The following is a 21,473-nucleotide window of genomic DNA, read 5'->3' on the forward strand; positions in this document are numbered from 1 at the left end:
GGTTCCGACGCGGTCCACGCGGCGCAGCTGCTGGCGGCCCATAGGCACATCGAGGCCCCCGCCGCGTTTCGATGAGGCGGTCGGCGACGGTGGTGCGCAGTTCCACGGGCTTCTGGTTGTCGTACTTGAACTTGGCCCGCACCTCGACCACGTCCAGTTCCAGCCGCGGATGCCCGGCAGCATCCGGCCGTAGGGCAGCCGGTCGACCTCGACGGGGGCGTGGTCGCCGTCGGGCTGGAAGTGCGCCAGCTGGCGGCGCAGCAGTTCGGCCTTGGCCTCGGGGCCGTCGATGACGCGGGCGCGGCAGGTGAACTGGACGGCCGCGTAGTAGCTGGTCGGCACGCCGTCGGTGGGCGGAACCCCGGGCGCGGCGCGCCAGGTGCCCGGGATGAAGGCGTAGTCGCCGCTGACGTCGAAGGTGACGTTCGGGTCGTGCTCGACCGCCTTCCAGACCGGCGTCCCAGGGCTCGGCGGAGGCCGGACGGCGGGGCCCGCATAAATCAGTGTCCGGGGCGGGCCCCGGACCACGATCATGGAAAGACCCGTCGCAGCCGAGCCCATCAGGGGGACCCCACCATGCCCGTACCGGCCGATCCGACCGTCCTGCATCCGATGCCCGGGCAGCCGCGCGTCGCCCTGCTGAAGCCGCTGGTGAAGTCCCCGCTGATCAAGGTCGGGGAGTACTCGTACTACGACGACCCCGACGACGCGACCGCCTTCGAGACGCGCAACGTGCTCTACCACTACGGGCCGGAGAAGCTGATCATCGGCAGGTTCTGCGCGCTCGGCACCGGCGTGCGGTTCATCATGAACGGCGCCAACCACCGCATGGACGGCCCCTCGACCTTCCCCTTCCCCACCATGGGCGGCTCCTGGTCCGAGCACTTCGACCTGCTCACCGGCCTGCCGAACCGGGGGGACACCGTCGTCGGCAACGACGTCTGGTTCGGGCACGGCGCGACGGTGATGCCTGGCGTGCGGATCGGCCACGGCGCGATCATCGCGACCGGCGCCGTGGTCACCGCGGACGTCCCCGACTACGGCATCGTCGGCGGCAACCCGGCCCGCCTCATCCGCACCCGCTACAGCGCCGAGGACACCGCCCGGCTCCTCGCGGTGGCCTGGTGGGACTGGCCTGCGGAGCACATCACCGAGCACATCCGCACCATCATGGCGGGCAGCATCGCCGGCTTGGAGGCGGCCGCCCCCGCGCGTGCTGGCGGAGAGTAGTCCTCAGGCGTAGCGAATGCCTCCAAGGGTCGTCGCGATGTGTGAGGAGCTGCTCGCAACGCAGGGCGCCTACCAGAGCCTTATCCAGAGGATCCGGGAGATCTACGGGCTTTAAGGGGCTCCTGGGGATCTACGCGCCGGTCCGTTCCGGGGCGTTCGGTCGCGCAGGGCGAGCAGGGTCCAGCCGCGGCCTGCTGGATCGAGTGGTCTGGTCGCGGCGGTGAAGAGTTCCGCGGCTCGGCGGTAGGAAAGCCGTCCCCGGCCCGTCACCGGGCAGCGGTCGGCTGCCGGTGTGCCGACGGGGGCCCGTCGGTCGGTGACGAACACCGGCCCCGCGGTGCGCCCGGCCAGCAGCATGGGCAGCAGGTGTGCCGTGCCCGGTCCCCAGCTCAGGGGCCCTACGACATGCTCCTTGGTACGTCGCCGGGGAAGGTCCAGGTGGTCGATGTCGAGGGCGAGCACCTGCTCGATGGGGGCGCGCGACTCGTGGAGGAGATGCCACAGGGTCAACTCCCTGAGTGCGGCCCGCAGGGCGAGGACGGCACGGGCCCGATCCTGGCCAGCGGCAGCCGCCCCCGCAGCCGAGGGAGCGTCAGAGGGGACGGGTGCCGGCCCAGGGCCCGGCGTCGGCGGTTCCAGTCCGATCGCTGGGTCCGTGGCGATCCAGCCCTGTGCCACCCACCATGCCGTGGCTGCTCGGAGGCAGGTCAATTCGCGGGCCAGTGTGCGTGGTTGCGTGGCGGCGGCACGGTCGTCCAGACCCTGTTGCAGCCGCTGCGGAGCCTCCGGGTCGTCGAGCAGGGCCAGCGGTACGACGGGCGGACGGGCTCCCCTGCGCTCGCGGCCGGTCGGAGCCCGGCGGTCGACCAGCGGCCAGGCCCAGCCGTGCAGCGAGATGCGGTAGACGCGGCGGGAGGCGCTGCCGAGATCGGCCGCGGCGAGGTAGCGATCGACGGCGGCGCTGTATTCCACCGGGGCTGGACGGAGCGTGCCCACGTCGCCGGTTTGGCGCTTACCCATGCTGGCCATCCGCAGTAAATGAGTTTCACGAGGACTGTCTTGCTCTTGCGTAACTGAGCCTACCACCAGGCGTGTTGCAGTAAATGAAGGCTATTTACTGCGCCAATTCAGACAGAAGTGAATTGGCTCGTTAAAGGCTCGGCTTTATTTCCGGAAACGCTTGCAGGGAATAGCTTGGTGGAGGAAGAGTGCGGCCCCATGACGCTTCGCACTAGCCCTCCCGCTGTCTCCAGGCCCCGGACGGCTGCTCACCGTCTTCGCGCGCTGCGGCACTCCCGGCTCCGCCGTTTCCTCGTCGGCCAGAGCACGTCGCTGCTCGGCTCCGGGATGAACACGATCGCTACGACCTTCGCCGTGCTGCAGCTGCCGGGCGGCGGGGTCGACGCTGTCGGCGTGGTGATGGCGGCCCGGATTCTCGCGGTGCTGGCCGTACTGCTGCTCGGCGGAGTGTTCACCGATCGGCTCGGGGCCCGTGCGGTCATGCTGACGGCGGATCTGCTCAGGTTCGCCTCCCAGAGCGTGCTCGCCGTGCTGCTGCTCACCCACACCGCGAGAATCTGGGAAGTGGTCGCCCTGGCGGTGATCCTCGGAATCGGTGAGGGCGGATTCAGCCCGGGCCTGGCGGCCCTGGTGCCCGGCCTCGTTCCCGCGGACGACCTTGCGGACGCCAACGCGGTGCTGCAGATCACCCAGGCCGTGGCCTCGGTCGCGGGGCCAGGTCTGGCCGGTCTGCTCATCGCGGTTTCCGATCCGGGCTCAGTCGTCGCTGTCGACGCGGTCAGCTACGGCGTGAGCGTCGTGGCCCTGGCCGGGCTGCCCCTGTCGCAGTCGTCGGCACCACGCCGCGGATTGTTCAGCGAACTGGGACGCGGCTGGAAGGAGTTCACCTCCCGCACCTGGTTGTGGGTCACGACCCTCCATATCAGCCTGTTCAACTTCCTGCTCTGGGCGCCGTTCCTGGTGCTTGGACCGACTCTCGCCCAGCAGCGGCTCGGCGGCGCGCGGGCGTGGGGGCTGGTACTGGCCTTGTACGGCACCGGCTCGATCGTCGGCGGCCTGGCGCTGCTCGGCCGGAACCCCAGCCGGGCACTCGCCTGGTCCATGGCCGCGTCCGCCGGCTGGGCCATTCCGGCGGCCGCGCTGGCCGCGCGGGCGCCCCTGGTTGGGGTGGCAGCCGCCGCTCTTCTCGCGGGCGGCGGCGCGGCGGTATGCAGCACCCTCGTGACGACGGTCATCCAGCGTGAGATCCCCGCCGAGATCCGCGGACGCATCAGCGCCTTCGACAGCCTGGGCGCCTTCGCTCTGGGGCCGCTCGGACTGGCACTGGCCGGGCCGGTGTCGGGCGTCGTCGGAGCAGACCGGCTCCTGGGGCTCGGCGTGCTGTGGCAGCTGACCGCGGTCGCGGTGGTACTGGCGCTCCCGTCCGTGCGAAGGCATGGCGTGAAGTGACAGACGAGTCGAGCGCACATCCGACGACCCGCGGGTCTGCGGAGGCCGGGCTCGTGTCCGCGTCGACGCCGCCGGCGTCGTCCAGCGCTTGTTGCCCTCGCTGCATCAAGTCCGCTCTGCGCGTCCGGAAGATAAATGCGGTGCGGCGATGTCCCGGCACGGCTAGAGTCGCGGGCATGTATTTCACTCAGATCTACGGCTGAACGGGTCGGGGCCTCGCCCCGGTTCCCCTCCGCATGCCTCAGCGCGCCCGCCACGACGACCGAGTTCCGTCGGCGCGCCGGCCTGCCGTATTCCTGTCGCCGTAGACCAGAAACGAGTGAGTCCTCTTGTCTTCCCTGCCTTCCGCCTCGCGCCACCCTGCCCATATCGCCATGGTCGGCATCCCCCTCGTCAGTCATGTCCTGCCCAGCCTCGCGGTCATCCGTGAACTGGTGGCGCGCGGCCACCGGGTGACGTACGCCAACGACCCGGCGGTCACCGACCTGGTCACGGGCGCCGGCGCCGAGCTTGTGCCCTACTCGTCCGGGCTGCCGTTCGCCGACAACATCTGGCCGGAGGACCCCATCGCCACGATGGACCTCTTCCTCTCCGACGCGGTGCGGGCACTCCCCCGGCTGCGCGCCACCTACGACCGGGACCCGGCGGATCTGTATCTGTACGACATCGGCGCCTACGCCGGGCGCGCCCTCGCCGAGGTGCAGAACCGGCCGCTGCTTCAGCTGTCTCCGACGTTCGTGGCGTGGGAGGGCTACGCCGAGGAAGTCTCGGCACCCATCCGGCAGTTGCCGGGCGCCGACGCCCACTGGGCGAGGTTCGCCGAGTGGCTCGCCGGGTGCGGGGCGTCCACGACCGATGTGGACTCCTTCTTCGGTCGGCCCGCGCGTACCCTGGCGCTGATCTCCCGCGCGATGCAGCCGCACTCCGACCGCGTCGACACCGGCACCGTGACCTATGTCGGACCCTGCTTCGACCAGGCCACGCCCGCCACGGAGGAGTGGGCCCGACCGGCGGGAGCCGAGAAGGTGCTGCTGGTCTCCCTGGGTTCGGCGTTCACCCGGCAACCGGAGTTCTACCGACAGTGTCTGGCGGCCTACGGGAATCTGCCCGGCTGGCATGTCGTCCTCCAGATCGGCAAGTACACGGATCCTCACGAACTCGGCACCATCCCGCCCCATGTCGAGGTCCACTCCTGGGTCCCGCAGCGGGCGATCCTCGACCGGGCGGACGCCTTCGTCACCCACGCCGGCATGGGCGGCTGCGGCGAGGGCCTGCTGGCGGGGGTACCGATGATCGCCGTACCGCAGGCCGCCGAGCAGTTCATGAACGCCGACCGGCTGGTGGAGCTGGGCGTGGCCCGCCGCATCGACACCGCGGATGCCACCGCCGACGCCCTCCGGGCCGCTCTGCTGGACCTGGTCGGGGATCCGGAGGTGGCACGACGCTCGGCGCGGCTGAGTGCCGAGGCGCGGGCCGAGGGCGGCACCGCGCGGGCCGCCGACCTCATCGAGGAGATGGTGGGCTGACCTTGCGGGTCCCCGGGGCGCAGGCCGAGAGCGGGAGGCTCCGGGGGCCGTATGTCAGAACTCCTCCCTGCGCTGCCGCCTGATCGGTTCCCCCACCCGGTGCATATGGGTGAGCGCCTCGCGGTAGGACCGGATCAGTCCGGTCTCGTGGTACGGCACGCCTATCTCCGCGCAGTACGCCCGCACGATGGTCCGGGCCCGGCGCAGATGGGGTGTGGGCATGCTCGGGAACAGGTGGTGTTCGATCTGGTAGTTGAGCCCGCCGAGCATCACATCGGTGAGCGGACCGCCGCGCACATTGCGGGAGGTGAGCACCTGGCGGCGCAGGAAGTCGGGCCGTTCGCCACCGCTGAGGGTCGGCATGCCCTTGTGGTTCGGCGCGAAGGTGCAGCCCAGATAGACACCGAACAGGCACTGGTGCACGGCGAGGAACGCCACCGCCTTCCCGGGAGGGAGCACCAGGAACAGCGCGGACAGATAGGCCGCCATGTGGAGGAAGAGCAGGGAGCCCTCCAGGAGCCGGTTCTTCATCGACGGCGAGCGCAGCGCGCGCACGCTCGCCACATGCAGGTTGAAGCCCTCCAGGGTCAGCAACGGGAAGAACAGGAATGCCTGGTGACCGCCGATGAACCGGGCCATGCCCTTGCTGTTGCGGGCCTGGTCGGTGGACCAGACCAGGATGTCCGGGGCGACATCGGGGTCGAGTTCCTCATGGTTGGGGTTGGCGTGGTGGCGGGTGTGCTTGTTCATCCACCAGCCGTAGCTCATGCCGATGGCGAGGTTGCCGAAGAGCCGGCCCCATGTCTCGCTCGGGCGGCGCCGCCGGAAGACCTGCCGGTGGGCCAGGTCGTGTGCCACCAGGGCGACCTGGCCGAAGGCCAGGGCGAGGAAGGCGGCGACCGCGAGCTGCCACCAGGTGTCGCCGAGCACGGCGAAGGTTCCCCAGCCCGCCGACAGCAGTGCGATCACCAGGCCGAGCCGCACCGTGTAGTAACCGGGGCGCCGCTTCAGCAGACCCGCCTCGGTGATGCGCTGGGAGAGTCCGGCGAAGTCGCTGCCCGCCCGGGAGGGCGAGGTGCGGGATGGGGCGGCAGATGGTCCCGTGACCACGGACGCGTCGGTGGAAATCGTCATGCGTCGAGTCTCCCGACGGCCGTCCGCCCGAGACAGCCTGCCAGCCTCCGGACCGGCCGGGGGCTGCCCCCCGGCCGGGACAGGGGGGCTACCACCCCGAAGCGGCCGTTCGGGCGAGGGCGGCCCGCTCCGGGGCGGTCGGTGAGGGGCGTCAGGAGTCGGACGGGGGCTTGTACAGGCGCACCGTGGCGGCGATCTTCCGTACCGTCTCGTCCGTCACCTCGCCGGAGACACCCTTGGCGCCGAAGAAGGACCAGGAGACCAGGTCGCCCTGGGCGTTCTTGAAGGCGAAGGTCCACGCCTTGCCGTCCGTCACGCATTTCTGCGCCTTCTTCACCCCCGTGGACCAGGCGCTGCCCAGATCGCCCTTGAGGCCGGAGGTGGTGGTGAAGGGTTCGACGGTGCCGGACTTCACCTTGGTCTTGTCGGGCTGGGTGTAGGCGCCGTAGACCCAGGTCCTCGGGTCTGCGCCGGCTATCTCCTGGGTGCTGCGGGCCCCGTTGTCGCGCCTGCTGCCCGCGGTGGCCAGGGCGGTGTCGTCCACGGTGCCGTTCTTGTCGGTGTCCGCGGAGCACCACTCGGGCTGGAGGGACGCGGGGGCCTGGACCGCGATGAGCGGCTTGTCGTCGGGGTCGTCGTTCTTGGCGACGTAGGTGACCCAGTCGGGCGTCTGCAGCTTCCACTGCGGCGGGACGTCGAAGGCGATGCCCTGGGCCGGGTTGGTGACGACCTTCCAGCCCTTGACCGTGGCGGTACGGCCGTCGGGGCTGCGCGGGTTGTCCGTGCTCTGCTGCGCCGCCCCGGTCGGCGCCGGGGTGGGGCCCGGGTCCACCCGGTCGTGCTTGCCGCCGAGCAGCACGAAGCCGGTGACACCCGCGGCGACGACGACGGCCGCGGCGGCGATGACGGCGACGAGCTTGGTACGGTCCCGGCCGCCACCGCCGCCCGTGGGCGGGGGCGCGGGTGCGCCGACCGGCTGAGTGGGCGCGTTCCACTGCTGGGGCTGCTGGTAGGGATTCGGCTGGTGGTACCCGGCCTGCTGATAGGGGTTCGGCTGATGTTCGACCGGGGGCTGCTGCGGGTTCTGTCCGCCCCCCGGTGGCTGCTCTCCTGGCCACATGCGAGGCAACGATACGGCGGGTGACCCCCGCCCTCGGACGGGGGTGATCGCCACGAGGGACGGTCTCCACACACGTCCGCCCACGGCCGGGCACACCGGGGCGAAGGCACGCACATCCGGCTCACCGGATACCTACGATGACGCCGACGACGCTCCCGAGGAAGGGAAGTTGGCCATGAAGGCGGACGAGGGCGGCCAGGCGCCGAGCATTGCCCGGGTGTACGACTATCTGCTCGGCGGCAAGGACAACTACCCGGTCGACCGGGAGATCGGCGACCACTTCAAGGTGAACCTGCCGGGGTCGGCCGCCATCGCCCACACCAACCGAGGGGCGTTGATCCGCGCGGTCCGCGCCCTCGGGCGCGGCGGCGTCCGGCAGTTCGTCGATCTGGGGAGCGGGCTGCCGACCGCCGACAATGTGCACCAGGTCGCGCAGCGCCATCAGCCCGGGGCGGCCGTCGTCCAGGTCGACACGGACCCGACCGTCCTCGCGCACGGCCGGGCGCTGCTGGCGGAGGACGACACCACGACGATCATCGAGGGCGACGTCCGCGACCCCGGCACCATCCGCCACCACCCGGAGACCGAGCAGCTGATCGGCTTCGGGCAGCCGGTCGGCGTCATCCTCAGTGCCGTTCCGCACCATCTCAACGACGACGAGGACCCGGCCGGGATCGTCCGCTACTGGGCCGAGCCGATCGCGCCCGGCGGCTACGTCTTCATCTCCCACTTCCGCTCCGGCCACAACGAGCAGACCGAGGCCGCCCAGGCCAAGCTCATCGGCACCTTCGGCCGTGGCCGCTGGCGCACGGACGCCGAACCGCGTGCCCTCTTCGGCACCTTGACCCTCCGGCCTCCGGGCATCGTCCCCGCCTTCCAATGGCATCCGGACGCATCGGAGGAGCCCCGGACACCGACCGTCTGGGAACAACTCATCGCGGCGGGACTCGCCAGGAAGGCGTAGCCGCCTTCCTCCCACTCCAGGCACGTCTCCGGCCGGCAGGCGGGCATTCCCTTGATCCGGCAGCCATACAGGAGAAACTGTACAGGTGAGACTGTACAGATTAAGGTGCGGAGTATGAGTGAGAATCCGAGTCTGTCGCCGTCGGCGGTCGAGGCGTCGCGTGAGGTTCGCGCGGTGATCAGCCGGTTGCGGCGGCGCATCCTGAAAGCCTCCGAGACCGAGGACATCACATTGGGGCAGGCGTCCGTGCTGGCCCGGCTGGCCGACAAGGGCGGTGTCACGGCGAGCGAGCTGGCCACGGCCGAGGGGGTGCGGCACCAGTCGATGACGGCGATGGTCGCCGCGCTCGTAGCACTGGAGCTGGTGGAACGCGCCCCGGACCCGGACGACGGCCGGCGGCTGCTGATCGAGCTGACCGCGGCGGGCCGGCGCCGGGTGGAGAAGGGGCGACAGGCCCGCACGGAGTGGCTCGCCGGCCGGTTGCAGGAGCGGTGCACGGAGGAGGAACGCCGCAATGTGATCGCCGCGATGACCGTACTGGAGCGGCTGACCCATGACTGAAACGGAGCCGGGGGCGATACGGGAGACGGACCGGCCCGGATTCGACCGGCGGCTGCTGCCGCCGATGATGCTGGGCTCGATCCTGAACCCGATCAACTCCACCATCATCTCGGTCGCGCTCGTCCCCATCGGCAAGGCCCTGGGCGCACCGGCCTCGCAGACCGCGTGGCTGGTCTCCGCCCTCTATCTGGCCACCTCGCTCGGGCAGCCCGTCGTGGGGCGGCTCATCGACCTCTTCGGGCCGCGCAGGCTCTTCCTCGCGAGCACCAGCCTCGTCGGGGTCGCCGGTGTCGTCGGCACCCTGGCCCCCAACATGGCGGTACTGATCGTCGCCCGTGTCCTGCTCGGGTTCGGCACCTGCTCCGGTTACCCCGCCGCGATGGCCCTGGTACGCAGCGAGGCCAAGCGCACCGGGCGGGACAGCCCGGGCGGGGTGCTGACCGCGCTGGCGGTCGCCAACCAGACGATCGCGGTCATCGGCCCCCTGCTCGGCGGACTGCTGATCGCGGTGGGCGGCTGGCGGGCCACCTTCGCGCTGAACGTGCCGCTGTCCGTCGCCTCCGTGGTGCTGGGCCTGCTCTGGCTGCCCAAGTCGGCGCCCGTGGCGGATGATCCGGCCGAGCGGCGCGGCAGCCTGGTCTCCCAGCTCGACCTGCCCGGCATGGCCCTGTTCGCGGCGACCCTCACCTCGCTGCTGCTGTTCCTGATGAACCCGCATGCGCGCGACTGGTATCTGCTGGTCGTCGCCGCGGCCCTGGGCGCCGGGTTCGCGGTGCGGGAGCTGCGCGCCGCCGCCCCCTTCATCGACCTGCGGGTGTTCGGCGGGAACATGCCGCTGCTGGCCACGTACCTGCGCGCCCTCGTCGCGTACGTCGTCGCCTACGCCTTCCTGTACGGCTTCAGCCAGTGGACCGAAGAGGGCTACGGGCTGTCCCCCTTCCGCGCGGGACTGGTGCAGATCCCCACGTTCCTGGTCGCGATCGGCGTCTCCATCGTCTCCGGGCGGCGGCCGGGCGTGCGCGGCAAGCTGCTGGTCGGCGCGGCGGGGCAGATCGTCGCCTGCCTGCTGATGCTCACGCTCGCCGGAAGCAGCCCGCTGTGGACGCTGTTCCTCGTCACGCTGGTCTTCGGTATCCCGCAGGGGCTGAACAATCTGGCCCTCCAGAACTCCGTCTACTTCCAGGCCGATCCCGAGCGGATCGCGTCCTCGGCCGGGCTGCTGCGCACCTTCGCCTACATCGGCTCGATGATCGCCTCCTCCGCGGCCGCCGCGTCCTTCGGGAGGCACATCGACACTGGCGGCATGCACCACCTAGTGTGGATCATGATCGGCGCCGGCGTGCTCTACCTGCTGCTGACCGTCCTCGACCGCTCCCTCGACCGGGCCCCGGCGCCGGACACCCAGGCGGCGAAGTAGCCCCGGAGTCCCCCCTCCCGGGGGCCGAAGACCGCACCACCGTAGGACCGCACCACCGTAAGACCGCACGACCGTACGAAAGGCACCACCATGCCCCGCACCGCTCTCCTGCTCATGGACGTCCAGAACTGCCACGTCCCCCAGGTGGCCGACGGCTACCTCCCCCATGCCGTGCGCGCCCTGCGCACCGCCCGCGACGCCGGTGTCCCGGTCATCCATGTGGCGCTCCAGCTGCGTCCCGGGCATGTCGACGCCCACCCCTTCAACAAGACCTTCGGCGCCCTGCCGACGCACCTGTTCACGGCGGACGACCCCGGTGCCGCGATCCACCCGGACGTCGCCCCCGCGGACGGGGAGATCGTCGTGTACAAGAACCGGGTCAGCGCGTTCACCGGGAACAATCTCCAGCAGATCCTGGCCGCCCAGGGCATCGACCATCTCGTCCTGGCGGGCATCGCCACCAGTGGGATCGTGCTGTCCACCGCGCTCCAGGCCGCCGACCTCGACTACCGGGTCACCGTTCTGTCCGACGCCTGCGCCGACCCCAAGCCCTCGCTGCACGACGCCCTCGTGAGCGGCGTCCTCACCCAGCGCGGCGAGGTCACCACGGTCGAGGCCTGGGGACACACGCTCCGCACCGGGTCCTGAGCGGTCCCGTCCGGCTCAGGTCTGGCGCATCGGCGCGTACTCCGCCTCCTCCAGGCCGAAGGTCCAGGCGACGCCCTCCCGTGCGGTGCGGGTGCGGGGCGGGACGCGGAGCCAGTAGGTGCGGTGGGTGCCGTCGGGTTCCGGGGTGGAGTTGACGACCTCGACCATCACCTGCGGCTCGTCGCCCTCCAGTTCGAGGCGCCAGAGCACGCCCGTCTCGTCCCGCTGGACCGGTGCGGCATCGGACTCCTTGAGGTAGCGGTCGTAGCCGTAGTGCTCCAGCATCACGCGGCGCAGTTCGGCGTTCTTCTCCTCGCGTATCCGCCGGGGCGTCAACTCGCTGAGGCCATCGAGGAATTCGGGCGGGACGGGCATGCCGCGCCAGGCGTACAGGGCGAAGCCGTCGGGGAAGGCGAGCGCGGGGCCGTCGCCCCGGTCGAGCCGGCCCGCCTCGTCCAGGTGGAGTTCCACGGGGCGCTCGCAGACGACCGCCGTCTTCTCGTACGGCCACCACCAGCCCGCGGCGCGGGCCACCGCGGCGATCCCCGCGAGCCCCTCCGCGCCCTCCTGGCCGTCGAACGCCGCCAGCCACGCGGCGTCGTGCTGGCCCAGGACGGCGTCGAGGAGTGTCAGGCGGACGGCCTGCTCGGCGGCCGCCGCTTCCTTCGCCGCCTTCCTGGCATCGGCCGGGGTATCGGCCGTACCGTCCGAAGTGGCCGCGGTTCCGGCCAGTTCCTCGATCAGGCCGGTCCGTATCCGCTCGGTCAGCATCACCAGGCCGTCCCACAATTGAGCCCCGGTCAGGGCCCAGTGCCCGGCCCAGCCGTCCGGGCCCACCCGGTCGAGGAGGCGTCCGCGTGCGGTCGCCCACGGCCGGGTGCGTACCGCGTCGCGGACGCTGCGCCCGGCCGTGCCCTCCGCCGTCAGCCGCATGACCACAGCCGCGCCCGCGCGGGGCGAGTCCGCCCAGACGATGTTCTCCGGCTCGGGCAGACCCGCCAGCCGGTAGGCCAGGCACACGCCCTCCTCGGCGGCCGCGCGGTCCGCGGCACCGGTCGCCGAGGCCACCGCCCGCCAGGTGTGGGCCGTCTCCGCCGTGGCCACCGCGCCGTCCTCCATCGTCACCGCACCACTCCCGGTCGTCACCGCACCGCTCCCCGCCGTCACCGCACCGCTCCCGGTCATCACCACACCGCTCCCCACCGTCATCGTCTCCCCGGCTTCCCCGCCGACCGCACTCATCGATCCCTCGACTCCCCCGACAACCGCCGCCATGACAGCCCCGGTCCTCGCTCCGACCGCCACCACGGCTCCCCCTGCTTCCCCGCCGACCGCCGCCATCGTTCCCCCGTCTTCCTGTTCCTCACCGACCGCCGTCACCGTCGCGCCCCGCCGTCTCAGTCCGCCACGACGCGGACCGCGCCGGGTACGTACTCGCGCTGGCGCACCACGCGGTACCAGCCCTTGGGCAGCGGTATCGCCGCGTGTTCCTCGTGCACCACCCGTCCGCCGTCCGGGAGATGGAGGTAGGCGGTGCCGAACGGCCCGGTCTCGCGGACCAGGGTGCCGGGCCCGACCACGGCGTGCGCGTGGCCGGTGACCTCGCCGAGGGCCAGCACCAGCCGGCCCCGGGCGTCCCGCGGCTGGCGCGGCAGCCGGTCGGTGCCGGGCGGCACGGCCTCCTCCGCCACGGGCACGATCAGGACGTCTCCTTGCCGGTACACAGGTGTCTCCCTTCCCCGTCGGCACCTCGCTGACCGATGACCACGACGCTACGCGGGGGGTCTGACAACGGCCCCGCGAGCGGTTTCCCCACAGCCCGTCATCCGCGTTGTCAGTGCGGGTTGGTAGAACTCTTGCAACCACCGCACGATCACGGTCCCAGGAGGCCAGCGCGTCATGTCGAACGTCGAGCATCTGAAGGAACTGCACGGCCTCCCGGCCTTCGAGTTCGAAACCGGGTCGAAGCGGGAGCTGCCGGAGGCGGGTGCCGTGGCGTGGCGGGTGGCCGTCGATCCGTACGGGGACTCGGACATCGCGTTCGAGGAACTGTGGGACAGCTTCCTCCAGACCGTGGATCCCGCAGGGATACGCGCGATCATCGTGGGCCCGTGGGGCGAGGCGTACGACAACGACTCCGAACTCATCGTGAACTGCCTCGTGAAGGACCGGGAGCGGCTGACCGGTCTGCGGGCCGTGTTCATCGGTGACCTGGAGATGGAGGAGGCGGAGATCTCCTGGATCGAGCAGTCCGACGTCACCCCGGTCCTCGCCGCCTATCCGCAGTTGGCGGAACTCGGGATCCGCGGCGGCACCGGGCTGCGCTTCCCGGCGGTGCGCCATGAGCACCTGCGCACGCTCCGGTTCGAGACCGGCGGTCTGCCCGGCGAGGTCGTGCGCGGTGTCGCCGGGAGTGAACTGCCCGCGCTGGCGCACCTCGACCTGTGGCTCGGCGTGTCGGAGTACGGCGGTGACGCGACGGTGGCCGACCTCGCCCCGTTCCTCGCCGGGGGCGGCTTCCCGGCGCTGCGCCATCTCGGTCTGCGCAACAGCGAGATCCAGGACGAGATCGCCGCCGCCGTCGCGAGCGCCCCGGTCGTCGCCCAGCTGACCTCGCTCGACCTGTCCATGGGCGTGCTCACCGACGAGGGCATGGTCGCGCTGCTCGGCGGGCAGCCGCTCACCCATCTGACCAAGCTCGACCTGCACCACAACTACGTCACCGAGGCGGTGGCCGAGCGGGTCCGGGCGGCGCTGGAGCCGTCCGGGGTCGAGGTCGACCTGTCCGAGCCGGGCGACACCTGGGAGCACGAGGGCGTCGTGCACCGCTACACCGCGGTCGCGGAGTGAGGCCGGCATGACCTTCGCCGATCATTTCGAGACCTTTCACGGGCTGCCCGTCTTCACCCTGCCCGAGCCGGGCGAGGAGCCGCTTCCGGCCGCAAGCGACGTGGCCTGGCGGCTGGACTGCTTCGAGGCCGGGGACATTCCCTTCCCCGAGGTGTGGCAGAGCTTCACGGAGCGGGTGCCGAGCGCGCGGGTCCGGGCGCTCGTCATCGGGCCCTGGTGGGAGGACGAGTACAGCGAGCTGCGTCCGGTGCTGGAGCTGATCCTGGCCGACGCCGGGCGCTTCCCGGCGCTGCGCGCCCTGTTCCTCGCCGATGTCACCGGCGAGGAGTGCGAGATCTCCTGGCTCCAGCTCACCGACGTCACCCCGGTCCTGGAGACCTTCCCGCTGCTGGAGGAACTGGGGGTGCGCGGCGGCGACTCGCAGGGGCTCGGCGAGGAGCCCCTGTCGCTGCGGCCCGTACGGCACGAGGCGCTGCGGGTGCTGCGGTTCGAGTCCGGCGGCCTGCCGGGGCAGGTGGTGCGGGCGGTCGGCGCCTGCGAACTGCCCGCCCTGGAGCGGCTGGAGCTGTGGCTCGGCGTGGCGACGTACGGCGGCGACGCGACGGTGGCCGACCTCGCGCCCGTCCTCGCCGGGGGCCGTTTCCCGGCGCTGCGCCATCTCGGCCTCCAGGACAGCGAGGTGCAGGACGAGATCGCGGCCGCGATCGCCGCCGCGCCCGTCGTGGCCCAGCTGGAGTCGCTGAACCTGTCCATGGGCATCCTCACCGACGCCGGCGGCGAGGCCCTGCTGCGCGGCCAGCCGCTCACCCACCTCAAGCGGCTCGACCTGCACCACCACTTCCTCGGCGACGCCGTCGCCGAGCGGATCAGGACGGCCGTCGGCTCCGCCGGGACCGACGTCGACCTGTCGGGGCGTCAGGAGCCGCGCCGGTGGCGGGACGAGGAGTGGCGTTATGTCGCCGTCTCCGAGTGAGCCGTCGGTCGGCGCGGGCCTCCGGTTCGCCGTCGTCGGCAACCCCGAGAACCGCCGGACGACCATGTTCGCCGACGCCGTACGCGCCGCGGGACACCCTGCGCCGCGCGTGCTCGCCTGGCGGGACGTGCTGCGCGGCCGGTACGGCTTCGCGCCGGGCGAGCGGGTGCGGATCGACTCCCCCGGTGAGAACGCCGAGGTCGACCGGCTCCTGCGGGGCGTCGACGAGCCGACCCGGGTCGAGGGCACGGCGCTGTGGTACCGCCGTTTCACCTCCGTGGTAAGGGAGTTGACTCAGGCGGCGCGCCACGCGGGTGCGGTGCCGAGCGCGGACCCGCAGGAGATCGCCGTGATGTTCGACAAGCGGCGCTGCCATGCCCGGCTCGCCGCCGCCGGCGTCCCGGTACCGCCCGCGCTGACCGGCCCGTTCGACGGCTGGGGCGGGCTGCGGCGGCAGCTCAAGGAGGCCCGGTTCTCGCGGGTGTTCGTGAAGGCGGCGCACGGCTCGTCGGCCTCCGGTGTCGTGGCGCTGTCGGTGGCGGGCCCGGGGCGGGTCAAGGCGACGACGTCCGTGGAGCGGACCGAGGACGGCCGGCTGTACAACTCGCTGCGGGTGCGGGACTACACCTCGGAGCGTGAGGTCGCCGCCCTGGTCGACGCGCTGGTCCCGGACGGGATCCATGTGGAGCGGTGGCTGCCGAAGGCCATGCGGGACGGCCGGGCGGCCGATCTGCGGGTGGTCGTGGTCGCGGGCCGTGCCACGCATGCCGTCGTACGGACCAGCCGGCACCCCATGACCAATCTGCATCTCGGCGGCGCCCGGGGCGACCTGGACGCGGTCCGCGCGGCGATCCGGGCCGCGGGCGGCGACTTCGCCGAGGTCCTGGAGGTGGCCGAGCGGGCTGCCGCGTGCTTCCCGGGCACGCTCTGCGTCGGCGTGGACATCCTGCCGGCCACCGGATGGCGTCGCTTCACCGTCGGCGAGGTGAACGCCTTCGGGGACCTGCTCCCCCGGCTGACCGGCCTCCCCGGCAGCGGCGCCGAGCACCTGGACACCTACGCCGCGCAGGTCGCCGCGGCCCGGACCGCCGTACGGCCGACGGAACAGGCCGGCCCCCGGCCCGAGCACGTCGTACAACCTCCGGAATCCGTCGTACGACCTCCCCATCACGTCGCTCGACGGCCGGAACACGAGGAGCACCACCATGACATCCCCGCTTGACATGACCGAGATCGTGGGCAGCCACGATCTGCTGCTGGTCACGCTGGACACCCTGCGCTACGACGTCGCGCAGGAGCTGGCGGCGGCCGGGCGCATCCCGCATCTGGCCCGGCATCTGCCGGGCGGTGTGTGGGAGCGGCGGCACGCGCCGGGCAGTTTCACCTACGCCTCCCATCAGGCGATGTTCGCGGGTTTCCTGCCGACGCCGGCCACGCCGGGTCCGCACCCGCGGCTGTTCGCCGCCCGTTTCGCGGGCAGTGAGAGCACCGCTACGGGCACCTTCGTCTACGACACCCCCGACCTGGTGACGGGACTGGCCGCCGTGGGCTATCGCACGGTGTGCATCGGCGGGGTGGGCTTCTTCAACAAGCAGGGCCCGCTCGGCTCGGTGCTGCCCGGGATGTTCCAGGAGAGCCACTGGGAGCCGGAGTTCGGGGTGGCTTCCCCCACCTCGTTCGAGGCCCAGGTGGCGTGCGCCGAGAAGGTCGTCGCCGGTCTCCCCGCGGACCAGCCGCTGTTCCTGTTCGTGAACGTGGCGGCGCTGCACCAGCCCAACTGGTTCCATCTGCCCGGCGCCACCAAGGAGGCGGGCGACACCCGGGAGTCCCACGCGGCGGCCCTGGAGTACGTGGACCGGCACATGGGCCGCCTCCTGGCCGCCGCCTCCGCGCGCCGCCCGTGCCTCGCGATCGTCTGCTCCGACCACGGCACCGCGTACGGCGAGGACGGCTACACGGGCCACCGCATCGGCCATGACGTCGTCTGGACCGTCCCCTACGCCCACTTCTTCGTCGACGAGGCCCGATGACCAGCGCCATCGCGACGGCCACCGCCGTCCGCCCGTACCAGCAGTACGTCTACGCCTATCCGCACAAGACCGCCTACCGCCCGCTGCCCCGTGCGCGGGCGTCGCTGCGCGATCTGTGGGCGGACGAACCGAAGGGCGCGCTGTCGCTCTACTTCCACATCCCGTTCTGCGAGGTGCGCTGCGGTTTCTGCAACCTCTTCACCCGGATCGGCGCGCCGGACGGCCTGACCGGTGCCTATCTGGACGCGCTGGAGCGGCAGGCGTCGGCGGTGCGCGAGGCGCTGGGCGAGGGGGCGCGGTTCGCGAACGCGGCCTTCGGCGGCGGCACTCCGACGTTCCTGGAGGCGGCGGAGCTGGAGCGGCTGTGCGATCTGGCCGAGCACGGACTGGGCGCCGATCTGACCGCGATCCCGCTGTCCATGGAGGCCTCGCCCGCCACCGCGACGGCCGACCGGCTGGCGGTGCTGGCCGAGCGGGGCATAACCCGGCTGAGCCTGGGCGTGCAGAGCTTCGTGGACGCGGAGGCGCGCACCGCCGTACGGCCGCAGCGGCGGGCGGACGTGGAGGCGGCCCTCGCCCGGGTCCGCGACGTGGCGATCCCCGTCCTGAACATCGACCTGATCTACGGCATCGACGGCCAGACCGAGGAGTCCTTCACCCGTTCCCTGGACGCGGCCCTCGCCTGGCGGCCGGAGGAGCTGTATCTGTATCCCCTCTACGTGCGCCCGCTGACCGGTCTCGGCCGGCAGCGCGAGCGCGCGGTGTCGGCGGACGCCGAGTGGGACGAGCAGCGGCTGCGGCTGTACCGGCACGGCCGCGACCATCTGCTCGCGCACGGCTACGAGCAGGTGTCGATGCGCATGTTCCGCCGCGCGGACGCCCCGGACACCGGTGCGGGCGACTACGCGTGCCAGACGGACGGCATGGTCGGTCTCGGCTGCGGCGCGCGGTCGTACACCTCCCGGCTGCACTACTCGTTCGACTACGCGGTGGACATGCACCGCATACGCGGGATCATCGACACGTACACCGCCCGCTCCACCGACGGCTTCCGGCACGCGGACTTCGGCTGGGAGATGACCGGGGACGAGGCGCGCCGCCGTCATCTGCTCCAGTCGCTGCTCCAGGCCGAGGGCATGCCGGTGGCCGGGTACCGGGAGCGGTTCGGCAGCGCGCCCGGCGAGGACTTCGCGGCCGAACTGGACCGGTTCGCCGAGCGGGGCTGGCTGGACGGTTCGGCGGGCCCCGGGCTGCTGCGGCTGAGCCCCGAGGGGCTGGCGCACTCGGACGCGGTGGGTCCCGAGCTGTTCTCCGCCGCCGTGCGGGCGCGGATGGCCGCGTACGAGGTGAAGTGACGGTGCGCGCATGGATCTGACGATTCTCTACCGGGGCCCGCTGGCGTCGTGCGACTACGACTGCCCGTACTGCCCGTTCGCCAAGCGGCGCGACAGCCGCGCCCAGCTGTCCGCCGACCGTGCCGCGTTGGAGCGGTTCGCCGACTGGGTGGCCGCGCAGGAAGGCGACCGGCTCTCGCTGCTGTTCACCCCGTGGGGTGAGGGCCTGGTGCGGTCCTGGTACCGGCGGGCGCTCGTGGAGCTGAGCCGGTTGCCGCACATCCGCAGGGTGGCGATCCAGACCAACCTCAGCTGCCGCACCGACTGGCTCGCGGCCGCCGACCTGGACACGCTCGCGCTGTGGTGCACGTACCACCCGGGGCAGACGCCGTACGACCGTTTCCTCGCCAAGTGCCATGACCTGGCGGACCGAGGGGTCCGGCACAGTGTCGGCGTGGTCGGCCTGCCCGAGCATCTGGAGCACGCCCGGCGGTTGCGCGCCGAGCTGCCCGAGCAGGTCTATCTCTGGGTCAACGCCGCCGAGGGGCACACCTACACCGACGGCGAGGCCGACGCTTGGACCGCGCTGGACCCGCTCTTCCCGTACAGCCGCCACCCGCACCGCAGCGCGGGCCTGCCCTGCCGTACCGGGGAGTCGGTCATATCGGTGGACGGCGAGGGCACGGTGCGCCGCTGCCACTTCGTCCGCGCCGAGCTGGGAAACCTGTACGACGGCTCGTATCGGGACGCGCTGCGGCCCCGCGCCTGTCCGCTCGCGGTCTGCGACTGCCACATCGGCTATGTCCACCTGGAGACGCTGCCGCTGTACGACGTTTTCGCGGGCGGGGTGCTGGAGCGGATACCGGCGCCGGGTCCCGGCCGGGGCCCGGTCGGGGGTGGTCGAGGCCGCACCGTCGTCGGAATGCCGTCGCCACCGCCATGAGCGCGGCCGACACCACCGTGATGCCCAGCGGCAGTCCCAGGTGCGCGGCGCGGGGCTGGCGCACGGAGCGGCCCTCGGTGGTGGACAGGAAGCCGCTCCCGAGTGACCGCTCGCCCGTCTCCGTACCCGTACCCGCCCCTGTCCCTGTCCCTGTCCTGATGCCAGGACAGACCAGCAACTGTGGCCCGGCTCAGACCGTCGAGGTGATCGCGCGAAGGACGTCGGCGATCCCCGGGCCCGGTCGGCCGGGGAGGCGGGCCGTGAGGATCCGGCGGACCTCGGCGGGTACCCCCTCCACACGCAGCAGGCTCACGCCGGGCGGCAGCACGGTGGACATGCGGGCCGGGATGGTCGTCACGCCGAAACCGCCCGCGACCAGCTGGAGTTTCGTCAGCCAGTCCCGTGTGGTGTGGACGATCCGCGGCCGCCCGGGCAGTCCCGGCCAGACGCCGAGCAGGGGTTCGGCGCCCGTGGACGGGGCGGCGATCCAGGGGGCGTCCACGAGTTCGTCGATGTGCACCTCCTCGCGGCCGGAGAACGGCCCGTTCGTCGGGGCTCCGAGCAGCAGTTCGGTGTCCTCGACCGGCTCGATGCGCAGCCGGGGCGACTCGCCGTCCGAGGGCCGGTGCGGTGGGCGGGACGTCAGTACGGCGATGTCGATCGAGCCCGCGCGCAGGGCCCGGAGCAGGGCGGGCGTGGTGCCCTCGCGGGTCGTGACGTCGATGTGCGGGGCGGCGGTCGCGAGCCGGGCGAGCACACCGGGGAGGATCACCGCGCCCGCGCTGGGGACCGTCCCCAGCCGCACCCGTGCCGTCGGCGCGGCAGAGCCGGTGAGCTCCCGCTCGGCCGCCGCGACGGAGCCCAGGATCGTCCGCGCGTGCCGCAGCAGCGTCAGACCGGCGGGAGTGAGCCGCACCCCGTCGAAGCGGCGCTCGAACAGGGCGGCACCCGCGCTCCGTTCGAGGGCCGCCGCCTGGCGGGAGATCGCCGACTGGGTGTAGCCGAGCTGGGCGGCGGCCGCGGTGAAGCTCCCCGAGTCGGCGACCTGCCGCAGAACCCGTAGAGCCGTGCTGGAGAAGTCCATGCGCACTACGCATACCAGGTGTGCGAGATCGTCGCTTGGCGCATGCCCTGCGCGTCCCTAGCCTCGGGACAGGCGATCAAGGAGGCCGCAGATGCGAGCAGCAGTTCTGACCGGGTTCGGTGCCCCGCTGACCGTGCGATCGGTGCCCGAGCCCCGGGCCGGCGGTGGCGAAGTCGTGGTCGACGTCCTGGCCACCTGTGTCCTGCCGTACACCGAGGAGGTCTTCAGCGGTCGGCGGAACTACCCCCTCGAACCCCCGGTGGTGCCGGGTCCCGGTGGCGTGGGGCGTGTCGTGCGGGTCGGTCCGGACGCCACCCGGCTGCGCGTGGGTGATCTGGTGTGGTGCGATCCGACGGTGCGTTCGCGTGACGACGCGCTGACTCCCGACATCATGCTCCAGGGCTTGAGTTCCCGGGGCGAGGGCGGTGCCAGGCTGGCCCGGCATCTGCCCGACGGGGCGTTCGCCGAATCCATGCGGGTGCCCACGGAGAACGTCCACCCCCTCCCGCCGGAGGCGCGGGACGACCCGGCCCGCTGGTCCCCCCTCGTCGTCTACGCCATCCCCTACGGAGGGCTGCTGGCGGCGGGTCTCGAAGCCGGGGAGACGGTGCTCGTCAGCGGGTCGACCGGCAACCTCGGCAGCGCCGCCGTCGCCGTGGCACTCGCCATGGGGGCCGGCCGCGTGGTCGCTCCGGGCCGCAACCGCGCCGCGCTCGACCTCCTCGCGGACCGGTTCGGCCGACGGGTGCGGCCGGTCGAGCTGACCGGCGACGAGGACACGGACCGCGACGCCATGTCCGCGGCCGCGCAGGGCCCGGTCGATGTGGTGATCGACCTGCTTCCGCCGTCCGCGCCCACCTCGGTGACCCGGGCGGCGGCCATGACCGTCCGCGAGTACGGCCGTGTGGTCCTCATGGGCGGCGTCGGCATGCTCGGCGGCGCGGATCTCTCCCTCCCCTACCCATGGCTCATGCGCAACTCGGTCACCGTGCGCGGCCAGTGGCTGGGCCCGCGCGCGGCGAACGTCGGCCTGATCCGGCTCATCGCCTCCGGCACGCTCGACCTCGCCCCCGACCGGGTCCGGACCTTCCCGCTCGACGCCGTGAACGACGCCATCGCGTACGCGGCCGCGCACGGCGGTCCGTTCGACCGTACGGTCCTCACCCCGCGCGCCGGCTGACAGCCGCACG

General features: G+C 72.1%; 20 protein-coding genes and 1 pseudogene. 14 read left to right on the forward strand and 7 right to left on the reverse strand.

Annotated features, from left to right (window positions below; all coding sequences use genetic code 11):
* Window positions 1-222: 222 nt before the first annotated feature.
* A pseudogene (locus tag QHG49_RS01655) lies at window positions 223-609 on the reverse strand (FMN-binding negative transcriptional regulator); the annotation flags it as partial.
* On the opposite strand from QHG49_RS01655, the gene QHG49_RS01660 reads away from it, so the two are divergent.
* On the forward strand, window positions 577-1,230 hold the full coding sequence (locus QHG49_RS01660) for a CatB-related O-acetyltransferase (protein ID WP_301486998.1): 654 nt from the start codon (window positions 577-579) through the stop codon (window positions 1,228-1,230). The pseudogene QHG49_RS01655 and the gene QHG49_RS01660 overlap by 33 nt on opposite strands.
* A gap of 111 nt (window positions 1,231-1,341) precedes the next feature.
* Here the strand turns inward: QHG49_RS01660 and QHG49_RS01665 are convergent, their stop codons facing one another.
* Complete coding sequence (locus QHG49_RS01665) at window positions 1,342-2,250, reverse strand: hypothetical protein (protein WP_301486999.1); 909 nt, start codon at window positions 2,248-2,250, stop codon at window positions 1,342-1,344.
* A gap of 198 nt (window positions 2,251-2,448) precedes the next feature.
* On the opposite strand from QHG49_RS01665, the gene QHG49_RS01670 reads away from it, so the two are divergent.
* A complete protein-coding gene (locus QHG49_RS01670) occupies window positions 2,449-3,699 on the forward strand; it encodes an MFS transporter (RefSeq protein WP_301487000.1) in 1,251 nt (416 codons plus the stop codon).
* 374 nt (window positions 3,700-4,073) lie between these two features.
* Window positions 4,074-5,225 (forward strand): macrolide family glycosyltransferase, encoded by a 1,152-nt coding sequence (locus QHG49_RS01675; protein WP_301492662.1) that lies wholly within the window; start codon window positions 4,074-4,076, stop codon window positions 5,223-5,225.
* Between the two features lie 54 nt (window positions 5,226-5,279).
* Here the strand turns inward: QHG49_RS01675 and QHG49_RS01680 are convergent, their stop codons facing one another.
* Entirely contained in the window at window positions 5,280-6,359 is a 1,080-nt protein-coding gene (locus tag QHG49_RS01680; RefSeq protein WP_301487001.1) for an acyl-CoA desaturase, read from the reverse strand.
* A gap of 151 nt (window positions 6,360-6,510) precedes the next feature.
* The gene (locus tag QHG49_RS01685) at window positions 6,511-7,479 is read right to left on the reverse strand and encodes a hypothetical protein (RefSeq protein WP_159697952.1); all 969 of its coding nucleotides are present in this window, start codon (window positions 7,477-7,479) and stop codon (window positions 6,511-6,513) included.
* A gap of 175 nt (window positions 7,480-7,654) precedes the next feature.
* Here QHG49_RS01685 and QHG49_RS01690 point away from each other — a divergent pair, with 175 nt between their 5' ends.
* The 4 genes from QHG49_RS01690 (at window position 7,655) to QHG49_RS01705 (ending at window position 11,069) form a co-directional block, all read left to right on the forward strand.
* A complete protein-coding gene (locus tag QHG49_RS01690) occupies window positions 7,655-8,443 on the forward strand; it encodes an SAM-dependent methyltransferase (RefSeq protein ID WP_301487002.1) in 789 nt (262 codons plus the stop codon).
* Between the two features lie 114 nt (window positions 8,444-8,557).
* Window positions 8,558-9,004: a MarR family winged helix-turn-helix transcriptional regulator gene (locus tag QHG49_RS01695; protein WP_145486844.1), complete on the forward strand. Its 447-nt coding sequence runs from the start codon at window positions 8,558-8,560 to the stop codon at window positions 9,002-9,004.
* Window positions 8,997-10,421 (forward strand): MFS transporter, encoded by a 1,425-nt coding sequence (locus QHG49_RS01700; protein ID WP_301487003.1) that lies wholly within the window; start codon window positions 8,997-8,999, stop codon window positions 10,419-10,421. The genes QHG49_RS01695 and QHG49_RS01700 overlap by 8 nt, the downstream gene beginning before the upstream one ends.
* A gap of 90 nt (window positions 10,422-10,511) precedes the next feature.
* Entirely contained in the window at window positions 10,512-11,069 is a 558-nt protein-coding gene (locus QHG49_RS01705; protein ID WP_301487004.1) for a cysteine hydrolase family protein, read from the forward strand.
* Between the two features lie 15 nt (window positions 11,070-11,084).
* Here QHG49_RS01705 and QHG49_RS01710 read toward each other — a convergent pair whose 3' ends face one another.
* Both QHG49_RS01710 and QHG49_RS01715 read right to left on the reverse strand, forming a co-directional pair.
* The gene (locus QHG49_RS01710; RefSeq protein WP_301492663.1) at window positions 11,085-12,188 is read right to left on the reverse strand and encodes a DUF6745 domain-containing protein; all 1,104 of its coding nucleotides are present in this window, start codon (window positions 12,186-12,188) and stop codon (window positions 11,085-11,087) included.
* Window positions 12,189-12,466: 278 nt separating this feature from the next.
* Complete coding sequence (locus QHG49_RS01715; protein WP_037661316.1) at window positions 12,467-12,793, reverse strand: hypothetical protein; 327 nt, start codon at window positions 12,791-12,793, stop codon at window positions 12,467-12,469.
* A gap of 175 nt (window positions 12,794-12,968) precedes the next feature.
* On the opposite strand from QHG49_RS01715, the gene QHG49_RS01720 reads away from it, so the two are divergent.
* The 6 genes from QHG49_RS01720 to QHG49_RS01745 are packed head-to-tail and all read left to right on the forward strand — an operon-like array spanning window position 12,969 to window position 19,199.
* A complete protein-coding gene (locus tag QHG49_RS01720) occupies window positions 12,969-13,919 on the forward strand; it encodes an STM4015 family protein (protein ID WP_301487005.1) in 951 nt (316 codons plus the stop codon).
* A 7-nt stretch (window positions 13,920-13,926) separates the two neighbouring features.
* Complete coding sequence (locus tag QHG49_RS01725) at window positions 13,927-14,892, forward strand: STM4015 family protein (RefSeq protein ID WP_301487006.1); 966 nt, start codon at window positions 13,927-13,929, stop codon at window positions 14,890-14,892.
* Window positions 14,873-16,114 (forward strand): STM4014 family protein, encoded by a 1,242-nt coding sequence (locus QHG49_RS01730; RefSeq protein ID WP_301487007.1) that lies wholly within the window; start codon window positions 14,873-14,875, stop codon window positions 16,112-16,114. Before QHG49_RS01725 ends, QHG49_RS01730 begins: the two co-directional genes overlap by 20 nt.
* Window position 16,115: 1 nt before the next feature.
* The gene (locus QHG49_RS01735; protein ID WP_301492665.1) at window positions 16,116-16,922 is read left to right on the forward strand and encodes an STM4013/SEN3800 family hydrolase; all 807 of its coding nucleotides are present in this window, start codon (window positions 16,116-16,118) and stop codon (window positions 16,920-16,922) included.
* Window positions 16,919-18,277, forward strand: a complete 1,359-nt coding sequence (locus tag QHG49_RS01740; protein ID WP_301487008.1) for an STM4012 family radical SAM protein — start codon at window positions 16,919-16,921, stop codon at window positions 18,275-18,277. Before QHG49_RS01735 ends, QHG49_RS01740 begins: the two co-directional genes overlap by 4 nt.
* Before the next feature lie 10 nt (window positions 18,278-18,287).
* Window positions 18,288-19,199 carry an STM4011 family radical SAM protein gene (locus QHG49_RS01745; protein ID WP_301487009.1) on the forward strand — a complete coding sequence of 304 codons (912 nt, stop codon included), beginning with the start codon at window positions 18,288-18,290 and terminating at the stop codon, window positions 19,197-19,199.
* A gap of 190 nt (window positions 19,200-19,389) precedes the next feature.
* Here the strand turns inward: QHG49_RS01745 and QHG49_RS01750 are convergent, their stop codons facing one another.
* Entirely contained in the window at window positions 19,390-20,283 is an 894-nt protein-coding gene (locus tag QHG49_RS01750; protein WP_301487010.1) for a LysR family transcriptional regulator, read from the reverse strand.
* A 91-nt stretch (window positions 20,284-20,374) separates the two neighbouring features.
* Between QHG49_RS01750 and QHG49_RS01755 the strand changes: the two genes are divergently transcribed.
* Window positions 20,375-21,463 (forward strand): zinc-binding dehydrogenase, encoded by a 1,089-nt coding sequence (locus tag QHG49_RS01755; protein WP_301487011.1) that lies wholly within the window; start codon window positions 20,375-20,377, stop codon window positions 21,461-21,463.
* The last annotated feature ends 10 nt before the right edge of the window (window positions 21,464-21,473 follow it).

Origin of the sequence: Streptomyces sp. WP-1 (assembly GCF_030450125.1) — a bacterium.
Classification (GTDB): Bacteria; Actinomycetota; Actinomycetes; order Streptomycetales; family Streptomycetaceae; genus Streptomyces; species Streptomyces incarnatus.